The 12,477-nt window shown below is 73.5% G+C and carries 14 protein-coding genes; 6 read left to right on the top strand and 8 right to left on the bottom strand.

From position 1 onward, the window contains the following. Positions 1-3: 3 nt before the first annotated feature. On the top strand, positions 4-663 hold the full coding sequence (locus Val02_RS12445; protein ID WP_203899124.1) for a hypothetical protein: 660 nt from the start codon (positions 4-6) through the stop codon (positions 661-663). Positions 664-688: 25 nt separating this feature from the next. Here the strand turns inward: Val02_RS12445 and Val02_RS12440 are convergent, their stop codons facing one another. Next, on the bottom strand, positions 689-1,084 hold the full coding sequence (locus Val02_RS12440; protein ID WP_239152774.1) for a winged helix-turn-helix transcriptional regulator: 396 nt from the start codon (positions 1,082-1,084) through the stop codon (positions 689-691). 63 nt (positions 1,085-1,147) lie between these two features. On the opposite strand from Val02_RS12440, the gene Val02_RS12435 reads away from it, so the two are divergent. Next, a complete protein-coding gene (locus Val02_RS12435) occupies positions 1,148-1,900 on the top strand; it encodes an SDR family NAD(P)-dependent oxidoreductase (RefSeq protein ID WP_203899123.1) in 753 nt (250 codons plus the stop codon). A 12-nt stretch (positions 1,901-1,912) separates the two neighbouring features. Here Val02_RS12435 and Val02_RS12430 read toward each other — a convergent pair whose 3' ends face one another. Further along, positions 1,913-3,556 (bottom strand): Hsp70 family protein, encoded by a 1,644-nt coding sequence (locus Val02_RS12430; protein WP_239152772.1) that lies wholly within the window; start codon positions 3,554-3,556, stop codon positions 1,913-1,915. Between the two features lie 78 nt (positions 3,557-3,634). Here Val02_RS12430 and Val02_RS12425 point away from each other — a divergent pair, with 78 nt between their 5' ends. Genes Val02_RS12425 through Val02_RS12415 form a run of 3 tightly spaced genes read left to right on the top strand, consistent with a single transcriptional unit; the run spans position 3,635 to position 6,528 of the window. Further along, complete coding sequence (locus tag Val02_RS12425) at positions 3,635-4,405, top strand: glycerophosphodiester phosphodiesterase family protein (protein WP_373317886.1); 771 nt, start codon at positions 3,635-3,637, stop codon at positions 4,403-4,405. 18 nt (positions 4,406-4,423) lie between these two features. Beyond that, positions 4,424-5,818 carry an MFS transporter gene (locus tag Val02_RS12420; RefSeq protein ID WP_203899121.1) on the top strand — a complete coding sequence of 465 codons (1,395 nt, stop codon included), beginning with the start codon at positions 4,424-4,426 and terminating at the stop codon, positions 5,816-5,818. Between the two features lie 11 nt (positions 5,819-5,829). Continuing rightward, the gene (locus Val02_RS12415) at positions 5,830-6,528 is read left to right on the top strand and encodes a thymidine kinase (protein ID WP_239152769.1); all 699 of its coding nucleotides are present in this window, start codon (positions 5,830-5,832) and stop codon (positions 6,526-6,528) included. Here Val02_RS12415 and Val02_RS12410 read toward each other — a convergent pair. The 3 genes from Val02_RS12410 to Val02_RS12400 all read right to left on the bottom strand — a co-directional run bounded on the left by Val02_RS12410 (position 6,525) and on the right by Val02_RS12400 (position 8,935). Beyond that, positions 6,525-7,286, bottom strand: coding sequence for an SAM-dependent methyltransferase (locus Val02_RS12410; protein WP_203899120.1), 762 nt, complete (start codon positions 7,284-7,286; stop codon positions 6,525-6,527). The genes Val02_RS12415 and Val02_RS12410 overlap by 4 nt on opposite strands. Next, positions 7,286-8,146: an oxidoreductase gene (locus tag Val02_RS12405; RefSeq protein WP_275415567.1), complete on the bottom strand. Its 861-nt coding sequence runs from the start codon at positions 8,144-8,146 to the stop codon at positions 7,286-7,288. The genes Val02_RS12410 and Val02_RS12405 overlap by 1 nt, the downstream gene beginning before the upstream one ends. Before the next feature lie 111 nt (positions 8,147-8,257). Further along, entirely contained in the window at positions 8,258-8,935 is a 678-nt protein-coding gene (locus Val02_RS12400; protein ID WP_203899118.1) for a hypothetical protein, read from the bottom strand. A gap of 107 nt (positions 8,936-9,042) precedes the next feature. On the opposite strand from Val02_RS12400, the gene Val02_RS12395 reads away from it, so the two are divergent. Continuing rightward, positions 9,043-10,599 (top strand): acyl-CoA dehydrogenase family protein, encoded by a 1,557-nt coding sequence (locus tag Val02_RS12395; RefSeq protein ID WP_203899117.1) that lies wholly within the window; start codon positions 9,043-9,045, stop codon positions 10,597-10,599. Positions 10,600-10,637: 38 nt separating this feature from the next. Here the strand turns inward: Val02_RS12395 and Val02_RS12390 are convergent, their stop codons facing one another. The 3 genes from Val02_RS12390 to Val02_RS12380 are packed head-to-tail and all read right to left on the bottom strand — an operon-like array spanning position 10,638 to position 12,468. After that, positions 10,638-11,324 carry a hypothetical protein gene (locus Val02_RS12390; RefSeq protein ID WP_203899116.1) on the bottom strand — a complete coding sequence of 229 codons (687 nt, stop codon included), beginning with the start codon at positions 11,322-11,324 and terminating at the stop codon, positions 10,638-10,640. Beyond that, positions 11,324-12,133, bottom strand: a complete 810-nt coding sequence (locus Val02_RS12385) for an ABC transporter ATP-binding protein (protein ID WP_203899115.1) — start codon at positions 12,131-12,133, stop codon at positions 11,324-11,326. The genes Val02_RS12390 and Val02_RS12385 overlap by 1 nt, the downstream gene beginning before the upstream one ends. Continuing rightward, positions 12,133-12,468 carry a PadR family transcriptional regulator gene (locus Val02_RS12380; RefSeq protein WP_203899114.1) on the bottom strand — a complete coding sequence of 112 codons (336 nt, stop codon included), beginning with the start codon at positions 12,466-12,468 and terminating at the stop codon, positions 12,133-12,135. Before Val02_RS12380 ends, Val02_RS12385 begins: the two co-directional genes overlap by 1 nt. Positions 12,469-12,477 lie beyond the last annotated feature (9 nt).

Genomic DNA, 12,477 nt, shown 5'->3' with positions numbered 1-12,477 from the left:
CACATGGATCACGACTGGGGCGGCTGGCCCGAAGACGAGGACCACACCGGGGACACCTCCGCCGACACCGGCGACCTTCCCGGGGCCGAGGAGTCGCTGGGGTACGACGACCCCGGCGGCTACCCGGAGGCCCACGACCTCGGCGACCCCGGTGATTCCGGCGACGACCCCGGGCACGAGGACGGGCACGCCGACGCCGGCTACCTCGAAGACGAGCCGATGTCGGTGCTCGGGGACGGTCAGGACCTGGCCGACCTGGGCGCCGACGACACGCCCGGCGACGACGGCGGCGACCCGCCGCACGGCGACGGCCCCGACGCGTGGCAGCTGCCCGACGACGACGGCGAGCCGGTCAGCACCGAGACGGTCGTGGGCGCCAACCCCGACGTCGACCCGGACGCCGACTGGAGCCCGGCCGACTTCCCCGAGCAGCTGGAACTGACGCCGCCGGCCCCGGTGGACGGCTACCCGTGGAGCGACCCCTCCGCCGTGGCCGAACCGGGCACCGGCGACGACCCGACGACCGTGCCGCAGGACGCGCCGCCGAGCGCGGACCTGCTGGACTACGCCGCCACCGAGGGGGCCGGCGACCCGTGGGCGGCGCTGCTGGGCAGCGACGACCCGGCCGCCAGTTCGCTCGGGCGCTGGTGGTCGCCGACCTGACCGGCCCCGCCGACGCGCACCGGCGTCAGGCCGCCGCGTCGTGGCGCCGCTGCGCGTCCAGCATCGCCTCGGTGTGCTCGCCGAACCAGCGCAGCAGCTCGCACAGCGGCTCGGCGAGGCTCTCCCCGAGCGCGGTCAGGCTGTAGGTGACCTGCGGCGGCACCGTCGGCTCCACGTGCCGCTCGACGAGTCCGGCGCGCACCAGCGACTTGAGGTTCTGCGACAGCATCTTCTGGCTGATGCCGCCGACGCGCTGGTGCAGTGCGGAGAAGCGGTGCGGGCCGGTGACGAGCGCCGCGATCACCAGGGTGCCCCAGCGGGTCGTCACCTGGTCCATCACCGGTCGCGACGCGCACCGGCTGTCGAACGTGTCACCGGCGAGCATCCGGTACGCCGTCTGGAGCTGTTCACTCACCGCCACGGCAGTAGCTTACAAAAAGGTACGTACTTACGAAAAGAAACCGATGTGCCTACGGTCGGCGCCATGAACGACACACTGCACCACCGCACGGCCGTGGTCACCGGCGCCGCCAAGGGCATCGGGGCCGGCATCGCCACCGCGCTCGCGGCCGCCGGAGCCCCGGTCGTGGTCAACTACCGCACCGACGACACCGCCGCCGAGCGGGTCGTCAGGAACATCACCGAGGCCGGCGGTCGAGCCGTCGCCGTACGGGCCGACGTGACCCGCCGCGGCGAGGTGTCCGCGCTGTTCGCCGCCGCCCGCGAGGCGTTCGGGCCGGTGCGCGTCCTGGTGAACAACGCGGGCGTGTACACGTTCGCGCCGTTCACCGACGTCACCGAGGAAGACTACCGGCGGCAGGTCGACACCAACCTGTGGGGCACCCTGCTGACCATGCAGGCGATGGCCGCCCAGAACGACATCGACGACGGCGCGATCATCAACCTCTCCACGGCCGGCACCGTCGGCCATCCGCCCTACAGCGCCATGTACGTCGCCACGAAGAGCGCCGTCAACTCGGTGACCCTGATCGCCGCCAAGGAACTGGCACCGCGCGGCATCCGCGTGAACGCCATCGCGCCCAGCCCCTCCGACACCGACGGCACCCGCGCCATGGGGTTCGTCGGATCGCCGCAGGCCGACGCCACCGTCGCGGGCATCCCGCTCGGCCGGCTCGGCACCCCGGAGGACTACGGCCCGGTGGCCGTCTTCCTGGCCTCCCCGGCCGCCCGATGGATCACCGGCGACGTCCTCCTCGTCAGCGGCGGCCAGCGCTGAACCGCCCGGGGCTCAGCCGCCGAACGCCGTGTTGAGCAGCACGATGAACAGGATCGCCACGACGACGAGCACCCCGATGGTGCCGAGCACGGTCGGCTCCGTGTACCAGGTGCGCTGCTGCGGCGGAGGCGCCTGACGCATCGGCTGCACCGGGGGCCGCTGCTGCTGGGGCTGCGGGCGCATCATCTGCGGCGGCGTCTGCTGCATCGGGCGGCCCTGCGGCACGGCCGGCCCCACCGGGCGCTGCGGCACCGCCGGACCCGGCCGGTACGTGGCGGCCTGCGGCGGGCGCGGCCCCGGACGCTGCAACGACACCTGCGGCCCCGCCTGCATCGGCGGCTGGTTCATCGGCGGCGTCGAGACCGGCCGTTGCTGCTGCGGCGGAGGTGCCGATACGGGGCGGGCCATCTGCTGGGCGGCGGGCTGCATCGGCTGCTGCACCGCGGGGCGCTGCGGCTGGGCGGCCGGCCCGGAGATCGGCCTGTTCTGCGGGCCGGAGACCGGCGCCACCGGACCCGGACGCGCGGGACCCGGCCCGGCGGGGCCGCGCGGCGGGGCGGTCTGCGGCACCCCGGACGAGGCACCCGTCGGGCGGGCCGCGCCGATGCACAACGCGCCCTCGACGACCACCGTCTCCGGCTGTTCGAGCGTGGTAGGGGCGATACCCAGCGTGGTGTGGATCAGGTGCCCGGCGAGCGGGATCCGCGACGAACCACCGACCAGGAAGATCCCCACCAGCTCGTTCGGCTGGACCCGGGCGGCCGCGATCGCGCGCTGCAGGCAGGCGACCGTGCGCTCCAGATACGGCCGCACCAGCCCCTCGAACTCCTCGCGGGTCAGGTGCGCGTCGACCTCCAGCGCGGGCAGGTGGATGTCCGCGTTGGTCGTGCGCGACAGCATCTCCTTGGCGCCGCGCACGTCCTCGTAGAGCATCCGCCGGGACCGCCGGTCGGCGGCGTCGGTCGGGCTGACCAGCTTCTCCCACTGGGCGCCGTGCGAGGCCCGGTACGTCTGGCCCAGGTGCTCGACGACGGCGTGGTCGAAGTCGAGGCCGCCGACGTCGGCGAGCCCCTCCTCGGCCAGCACGTCGAAGCCGTTCTGGGTGCGGCGCACCACCGTCGCGTCGAACGTGCCGCCGCCGAGGTCGTAGATGGCGAGGCTGCGCCCCACCGGCACCTGCGCCCCGAGCACCGCCGTGAAGTACGAGGCGGCACCGACCGGCTCGGCGAACAGCCGCGGCGTGCCGAGGCCGGCGGCCCGCGCCGCCTCCATCAGGACGCCCCGCCGCCGCTCGCCCCAGCGGGCCGGGTGGGTCAGGCGCACCTCCTGCGGCGGGCCGCCGAGCTGGCGCCGCGCCTCCGTGGCGACCTGCCCGATGACCTGGCCGAACACCTGCTCGACCGGCAGTTCGCGGTCACCCAGGAAGATGTGGCCGTCGTCGATGCGCCGCTTCGGGTTGGGCTCGAACCGGCTCGGGTCGAGACGGGCGTGACGCTCGGCGTCACGGCCGATCAGCATCCGCCCGTCCGTGCCGAGGTAGACCGCCGACGGCAGCAGAGGAGACCCGTCGAACAGCAGGGGGCGCAGCCGCCCGTCCGGCAGCCGCAGCATGCCCACAGTGTTCGACGTGCCGAAGTCGATACCCAGCACGCGCATGCCCGCCACATTACTAAGGCCGCACCCGCGCCGGGGTCAGGCCATCTGTCGTCAACCCGCCGGTCGGTCGTCCGGAGGATACTGCCGAACGTGCACCCGTACCTGGACGCCCCGCGCCCCATCGCGTTCGCCCACCGCGGCGGTGCGGCCGTCGGTGACGAGAACACCCCCGCGGCGTTCGCCCGGGCGATCTCCGCCGGTTACCGGTACGTCGAGACCGACGTGCACGCCACCTCCGACGGGGTCGTGGTGGTGTTCCACGACAAGACCCTCCACCGGATGCTGGGCCGTCCCGGACGGGTCCGCGACGTCAGCTGGGCCGACCTGAGGAGCGTCCGCGACGGGGGCGCGACCGTTGTGCCCCGGCTTGATGAGGTTCTCGAAGAATGGCCGAACGTCCGATTCAACATCGACGTCAAGGCGGACCCGGCCGTCGGCCCAACAGTGGATCTCGTCCGTCGGGCCGGGGTCGAGAAGCGGGTCCTGCTTGCATCCTTCTCCGATCGGCGGCTCGCCCGCATCCGTAAGGAGTTCGGGCCGGAACTGGCCACCTCGATGGGAAAGCGCGAGGTGGCCCGGCTGTGGCTGGCCGCCCGGCTGCGCCGGCCGCCGCGGATCCCCGCCGGGGTGGTCGCCGCGCAGGTGCCGTGGCGCCAGGGTCGCATCACCGTGGTCGACGAGGCGTTCGTGTCGATGGCGCACCGGCTGGGGCTCCAGGTGCACGTGTGGACGATCGACGACCCGCGGGCGATGCACCACTTACTGGATCTCGGTGTGGATGGCATCATGACCGATCGCATCGAGATTCTGCGCGAGGTGTACACCGCCCGCGGCGCATGGTTCTCCTGAGTGCTGGAAGGTGGCGCCATGTCCGTACCGGTCGCCGGCTATACGGTCCCCGCGGGGCCGCCGGAGCCGAGCACCCGTCGCGAACGGGTCGGTTGGTACTGGTACGACTGGGCGAACTCGGCGTTCTACACCACGGTCATCACGGTCTTCCTCGGCCCGTACCTGACGGCGATCGCCAAGACGGCGGCCGGCTGTGTCGACGACGACCCGTGCAAGGACGCCACGGTGCCGTTCTTCGGCATCGACGTGGCGCCCGGCTCGGTGTACCCGTACGCGACGGTCGTCTCGGTGATCGTGACGGTGCTCGTACTGCCGGTGATGGGCGCGATCGCGGACCGTTCGGCGCACAAGCGGTGGCTGATGGGCGGCGGCGCCTATCTGGGGGCCGCCTGCACGATCGGGTTCCTCTTCCTCACCGGCGACCGGTACATGCTCGGCGCGGTGCTGTTCCTGCTGGCGAACATCTTCTACGGCTGCAGCGTCGTCGTCTACAACTCGTACCTGCCGCAGATCGCCGGCCCCGACCAGCGCGACTCGGTCTCCAGCGTCGGCTGGGCGTTCGGCTATCTCGGCGGCGGGCTGCTGCTGCTGTTCAACGTGGTGGCGGTGCTGTTCAAGGACGACCTCGGCATGTCGACCGGAGAGGTGGCCCGCTACAGCCTCGCCTCGGCCGGGGTGTGGTGGGCGGCGTTCACGACGGTGTCGGTGGCGCTGCTGCGGGACCGGCCGCCGGTCGACGGCGTCGTGTCGGGCGGCGTGGGGCGGGTCCTGTCGGCCGGCTTCACGCAGTTGTGGCACACGTTCCGGTCGCTGCGGGCGTACCCGCTGACGCTGGCGTTCCTGGTCTCCTTCCTGATCTTCAACGACGGCATCCAGACCGTCATCGGCCTGTCCAGCGTGTACGCCGCCGAGGAGCTCGACCTCCCCGACGACGTGCTCATCCCGACCATCCTGATGGTGCAGTTCCTGGCGTTCTTCGGCGCACTGGGCCTCGGCGCCATGGCCAAGCGGATCGGCGCGATGAAGACGCTGATCGTCAGCCTGGTGCTGTGGACCGTCATCGTCCTCGTCGCCTACGTGCTGCCGGCGGGGGTGGCGTGGGCGTTCATCGCGATGGGGGCCGCGATCGGGATCGTGCTCGGCGGCAGCCAGGCCCTCGCCAGGTCGCTGTTCAGCCAGCTGATCCCGGCCGGCAAGGAGGGCGAGTACTTCGGCCTCTACGAGATCTCCAGTCGCGGGACGAGCTGGATGGGGCCGTTGCTGTTCGGCCTCGCCTACGACCTGACCCGCAGCTACCGGGTCGCGATCATCTCGCTGCTGGTCTTCTTCCTCGTGGGAACGGTCTGCGTGGCGCTGGTGCCGATGCGTCGCGCGATCACGGCTGCCGGCAACGTTCCGCCGGAGAAGCTGTAACCTGCCCGATCGTGACCCTCGACCCCGAAGCGTGCGCAGTCTCCGGTGACGGCCGGCTGCGCCACGGTGCCGCGCTCAAGTTCTTCTACGGGCCGATGGGCGCCGGCAAGTCGACGCTGGCGCTCCAGCTGGACCACAACCACGGCCGGCAGGGGCGCGTCGGCATGCTGCTCACCCGGTTCAACCGCAGCGGCGAGGCGAAGATCAGCAGCCGGATCGGCCTGGGCCGGGACGCGGTCGAGGTGACCGACGAGACCGACCTGCGCGCCCTCGTGCGCGAACGGTGGGCCGACGGCGGCCGCGTCGACTACCTGGTCTGCGACGAGGTCCACTTCTACACCGAGGAACACGTCGACCAGCTCGCCGACCTCGTCGACCACTCCGACGTGGACGTCTACGCGTTCGGCCTGGCGACCGACTTCCGCACGGCGCTGTTCCCGGCCGCGCGCAAGCTGTTCGAGATGGCCGACGAACTGGTCCGCCTCCAGGTGGAGGTGCTGTGCTGGTGCGGCCGGCCGGGGCTGCTCAACGCCCGGGTCGTCGACGGGACGGTGGCCCGCGAGGGGGCGCAGTTCGTCGTCGGGGACATCACCGAGGCGGCCGAGGAACAGCCGGCCGACGTGCACTACCAGGTGCTGTGCCGGCGGCACCACCGCACCGGCGACCTGGGGCCGCTGACGACGGCGGCCGGCCAGCTCAGGCTCGTCTAGACCGCGCGGTCCGGCGAGAGCCGCCGCAGCACGAACGTCGCGAAGCCCAGCACGCCCCGGTAGCCGCGCAGCCATCCCTCCCGGTGCGACCGGGCGAGCCCCAGCGCCTCCGCCGCCGACGGGTGGCCCGGGTTGTCGATGGCCCACTCGGTGAGCGATCCGACCCACGACCACTCGTAGTTGTCCCACTCGGCCGGGTCGCTGACGTGCGCGTACACCGGTGTCCAGCCGGCCGCCTCGGCCGTGTCGACCAGCTCCGGCAGATCCGTGAAGTCCTCCGGGGTCGCGTCGAGGGCGGCCAGCGCCGCGTCGGTCGGCGGCACCTGCCAGAAGCCCTCGCCGACCAGCAGCACGCCGTCGGCGTTCACGTGCCGGCCGGCGTGCGCAAGCGTGTCGGTGAAGCCGCCGAAGACGTGCGTGGAGCCGACGCACATGACGAGGTCGTAGTCCCCGTCGGGAACGTACGACCGGGCGTCGCGCTCGTGCAGCGTGATCCGGTCGGCGAGTTCCCGCGCCTCGGCCGCGGCGGCGGCGCGTTCGAGGGCGTACGGGCTGGTGTCGACGGCGTCGGCCGTCCCGTCGACGTGCAACGCCAGGGCCTGCAGCGTCCACGCCGCCTCGCCGCAGCCGAGGTCGAGGATGCGGGCGTTCGGGCGGCGGCCGCAGCGGTGTAGCAGCCGGTTGGCGTTGTGGCCGAAGATCGGCGACGCGATCGGGTGGTGCGTGTGGGCGATGCTGCTGAGCCGCTGCCGGTCCATCAGCGCAGTTCCGCGAGGTCGTCGGCGGTCAGCTTCAGGTCGGCGGCGGCGAGGTTCTCCGCCAGGTGCGCGAGGCTGCCGGTGCCGGGGATGAGCAGGATGTTCGGCGAACGGTGCAGCAGCCACGCCAGCGCCACCTGCTGGACGGTGGCGCCGTGGCGGGCCGCGACGGCCGCGAGCGCGTCGGCGGCGATCGGCTGGTGACCCCCGCCGACGGGGAAGAACGGCACGTAGGCGATGCCGGCCGCCGCCAGCTCGTCGATCAGCGGGTCGTCGTCGCGGTGCGCGATGTTGTACATGTTCTGCACGCACGCGATCGGCGCGATCGTGCGCGCCTGGGCGGCGGTCACGTTGGAGACGCCGAGGTGCCGGATCAGCCCCTCCTCCCGGAGGGCGAGCAGCGTCGTCAGCGCCTCCGCGACGGGACCGCCGACCCGGCCGCGTTCGCCGAGGCGCAGGTTGACCGCGTCGAGCCGGTCGACGCCGAGGGTGCGCAGGTTGTTCTCCACGCCGCGGCGCAGCCCGTCACGGGTGAGCCCGGACAGCTCCCCGGGCGGCAGCCCGACGTCGGAACCCTCGACGAGCGCGCCGACCTTGGTGACGATCACGAGATCGGCCGGGTAGGGGTGCAGCGCCTCGCGGATGAGGTCGTTCGCGGCGACGCCGTCGTGGCTGTAGTAGTGCGACGTGTCGATGTGGTTCACACCGGAGTCGACGGCACGGCGCAGGATCGCCAGCGCGGTGTCGCGGTCGGGCCGCCGGTCGCCGCGCGGCCACGTGGTGAGCTTCATGGCCCCGTAGCCGATGCGCGCGACGGGCCGGTCGCCGCCCAATGCCCAAGATTCACTCGTCACGGCCATCGAGACTAGCCCTTTCCGCAGTGTTTCCCGCTCGGTGCACGGCTCCGCCCCACGGCGGCTTCCCTCCGCTGCGCTGCGGTCCAGGCGCCGCGCTCTGCACTCGCTCAGGTGTCAGGGCGGGCCGAGCAGGTCGTCGACGGCGCTTTGCAGCGCGGCGGCCGGATCCGTGGCCCGCGGGTCGGCGCACGGCGCGCGCACGATCCACAACACCGCGGGCGTGTTTCCGTAGACGAGGTACACCACGTCGACGGGGACCGCGTCGCCGTCGGGTTTCGCCGGGCGGCAGGCGTCGCCGTCGAGGTAGGCGCGCGCGGCGGCGTCGAAGTCGCGCGGCCGGCCGTCGACGGGCGTTCCCACGAGGGTCCCGGGTGCGGCGCCGGCCGTCGGGAACCGGTACCGGCACACGGTGACGCGGGTCGGCGCGCGCTGCGGCAGCGCCTCGGGGCGGCCGCCGCCGTACGTCACGGCCGGCGGGCAGTGTCCCGGACCGAGCGTGCCCACCACGGCCGGTGCCGCGGCGGCCGGCGAGGCCGTTCGCGCGACCGAAGCCGTGGCCGCGGGCGGGTCGCTCCCGACGACCGGGTCGGGTGCCGCGCCGGGGAAGGCGCGCGCCGCGAGCACGTACACGACGGAGACGCCGAACAGCAGGATCAGTCCGGCCGACGCGTACGCGGTCCAGGTGAGCAGCCGTCCCGGTGGCGCCGGCGGCGGTGCGACCCGGCCCGGGTCGGGGTGGCGCAGCACCACGGGCTCGAGTTCGAGGTGTCGCGGCGGGGGCGTCCTGTCCACCGTGCGGCCTTCCGGTCGTGCGGTCCCGTCGCCCGGACAGACGCGCCGGGGGCGGCGTCCGGTTGGTGCGGCCGCGAAATCGCCGACGACGGGGCACCCTGTAAGGCATGCCCCGTTTCGTGCAGCAGGAGCCGCGGCTTTGCGATCCGTACGGTAGCGACCCCGTTCTAGCCGGGTGGCTGGCGCGGGCGTTGGGCGCCGACGGGCACGCCGCCGCGGAGAAACATCTGGTCGAACTGTCGGCCGACGCCGCCGGGCCGCTGCGGGAGGCGCACCGGGACGCGGAGGAGCATCCGCCGGTGCTGCGCCGCTACGACGGCTGGGGCGCGCGGGTGGACCGGGTCGAGACGGCACCCGGCTGGGAGACGCTGCGGCGGGCGGCCGCCCGGCACGCGATCGTGGCGCTGCCGTACCTGCCGCAGGCGCGCCGCACGTGGGGTGCCGGTGCCCGGGTGGTGCAGCACGCGCTGCTGCACGTCTTCGGGCCGGAGTCGGCGACGTTCACCTGTCCGGTCGCGATGGCCGACGGCGCCGCCGCCCTGCTGTCCCGCCCGGAGGTCGACGGCGGCCCCTGGCTCGAACGCCTCACCAGCACCGACCCGGACACCGCCGTCACGAGCGGCCAGTGGATGACCGAGTCGCAGGGCGGTTCGGACATCTCCCGCACCGACACCGTGGCCCATCCCGACGGCGGGACCGGCACCTGGCGGCTGACCGGCGAGAAGTGGTTCTGTTCGGCGATCGACTCGGCGATGGCGGTCGCGCTGGCCCGTCCGGAGGGCGCCGGCGGCGGCAGCCGGGTGCTGGCGCCGTTCCTGGTGCCGCGGGCGCAGGAGGGCGTGCGGCTGCACCGGTTGAAGGAGAAGCTCGGCACGCGTGCGGTGCCGACGGCCGAGGTGGCGCTCGAACGGGCCGAGGGCGTGCCGCTCGGCGACCCGCGAAACGGCGGGCTGTCCCGGATGATGACGCTGGTCGTGGTGACCCGCCTGCACAATGCGGCCGCGGCCGCCGCCGGCATGGCACGCGGGCTCGCCTACGCCCGGGACTACGCCGAACGTCGCCTCGTGGCCGGTCCGACGAGGCTCGCCGACAGCCCTCTGCACCGGGCGACGCTCGGCGCGGTCGAGGTCGACGCGGCGGCGGCGTTCGTCCTGGCGTCGCACGCGTTCGCGCTGCTGGGACGCGTGGAGGTCGACGGCGACGCCGAGGCGGCCGACCGGCTGCGGATCGTGGCGCCGTTGGCGAAACTGGCGACCGCGAAGCTGGCCGTGGCCGCCGCGAGCGAGCTGGTGGAGTCGTTCGGCGGGGCCGGGTTCGTCGAGGACACCGGGCTGCCCCGGCTGCTGCGCGACGCGCAGGTGCTGCCGATCTGGGAGGGCACGACGAACGTGCTCTCCCTCGACGTGCTGCGCGCCCTGTCCCGGGGCGAGGGCATGTCCGCCGTGCCGGCCGGGCTGCGCGACGAGGTGACGGCCGCCGCGAAGGACCCGACCGCCGCGCACGTGGTGGCGGGCGCGCGAGGGCTGGCCATGCGGGTGGCGTTCCACCTGGCGGCGGAGCAACTGGAGGCGCACGGCGAGGCACGGCACGCGGAGCTGTGGCGCCGTGGCCGCATCGAGGGCGCGGACATCGCCGCCGACCTTGCCGTCATGGCGGGCACATAAGGCCCCGAAACCGGACACGCCGGGCGGCGTAGAAATTTCTAGAGCGCCCGCACGTGGGCCCTGCGGCGCAGCCGGACCGCCGACACCCCGCCGACCAGCCCGACGAGCGCGATCGTCCACGCCACCCCGGCGGCCACCCCGCGCAGCAGGTAGCCGAGGTCGTCGGGTTCGTCGACGGCCCAGATGCCGATCTCCCGGGACGACCACAGCGGCAGCATCTCCATGAGCAGGTCGTCCGGGTTGACCATCATCTGCAGCGCGCACACGATCAGCAGCAGGAGCATGCCCTCCAGCTCGCGCGGCAGCAGCCCGCCGATGAGCAGCCCGAGCGGCGCCCCGATCAGCACGCAGAACGCCATGGCCAGCACGATCCCCGCCGGGCGCATCCACGGATGGTCGAACCGCACCACGACCGCGAACGGCACCAACAGCGCGAACCCGAGTGTCCACAGTGCACAGAGCCGCCCCAGGTACAGCTGGGCGGTGGCGTATCCGGACAGGCGCAGCCGCGGCTCGACGGCCCGCGCGCTCGCGGCGACGAACAGCCCGGCGGTGCTGACGCCCCACGAGAGCCCGAGGCACAGCAGCCGCACGGACTGCCCCGGCGAGTCGTTGTGCCGCAGCAGGTAGAACGCCGTCGGCAGGAGCAGCATCAGCACGATGACGCCCCGGCGGCGCAGCACGTCCCGAACGGTCAGTTCGGCGATGGTCCACGTCTTGCGCATCAGCGCGACTCCCCCAGGGTCAGCACGGTGTCGACCTTGTCCAGCTCGGCGAGCAGGTGGGTGACCACGACGACGGCGCGGCCGCGGTCGCGCCACGCCCACACCAGGTCCCAGAAGTTGAGGTAGGTGCCGCGGTCGAAGCCCTGGTACGGCTCGTCGAGCAGGAGCACGTCGGGTTCGCTGAGCGCGGACATGGTGAGGTTCAGCTTCTGCCGGGTGCCGCCGGACAGGTGCCGGGCCTGGGTGGCGCCCGGGTCGGCCCAGTCGAGGCGGCCGGCCCAGGTGCGCCCGTGTTCGCGGGCGTCGGCCCGGCCGAGTCCGCGGCCGGCGCCGACGAGCTGGAAGTGTTCGTCGGCGGTGAGGAACTCGATCGTGCCGCCGTCCTGCGGGCAGTAGCCGACCCGGCCGGCGATCTCGACGGTGCCGCTGTCCGGGCTGACCATGCCGGCGCAGATCTTCAGCAGCGTGCTCTTGCCGCAGCCGTTCGCGCCGACGATCGCGAGCACCTCGCCGGCGTGCACGTCGAGGGCGACGTCGCGCAGGACGGTGCGGCGGCCGAAGCGTTTGGTGATGCCGCGGGCGCGCAGCAGGACGTCGCCGCGCGGCGCGCGGGTGCGGCCGGGGTCGGTCGGCGTGAGCGAGGCGACGACCGCGTCGGCGTAGGCCTCGGGGCCGCCGAACGCCGACAGCGGTGGCTCGCCGCTGTCGCCGGTGTGGGCGCGTGCCTCCTCGACCACCTGCCGCACCGTGGCGTGCGGGACGCCCCGACGCAGCAGGGCCGACCGGAAGACGTCGAACCAGTCCTGCATCACTTCACCGCCGTTTCCAGTACCGTGCCGACCTGCCCCGCGAACCCCCGCCAGTCGCTGGCGGCGGCCCGCAGGGTCTGCTCGCCGGCCGGGGTCAGCCGGTAGTACTTGCGGGCCGGGCCGGCCTCTCCCGCGCGCCAGTCGGTGGCGACGAGGCCGGTGCGCTCCAGGCGCAGCAGCACCGGGTAGAGGGTGCCGCCCTGAATGGGGCCGAGGCCCGCGCGGGTGAGCGCCTGGGCCAGCTCGTATCCGTAGGACTCGCCGTCGGCGAGCAGTCCGAGCACGCACAGGTCGAGCACGCCGCGAAGCCATTGGCTGCGCCGGTCCGGATCCACGCGGAGGAA

Source organism: Virgisporangium aliadipatigenens (genome assembly GCF_016863615.1).
Lineage (GTDB): Bacteria > Actinomycetota > Actinomycetes > Mycobacteriales > Micromonosporaceae > Virgisporangium > Virgisporangium aliadipatigenens.
The sequence above is the reverse complement of the archived record's forward strand: the minus strand, read 5'-3'. Positions and strand labels throughout refer to the sequence as shown.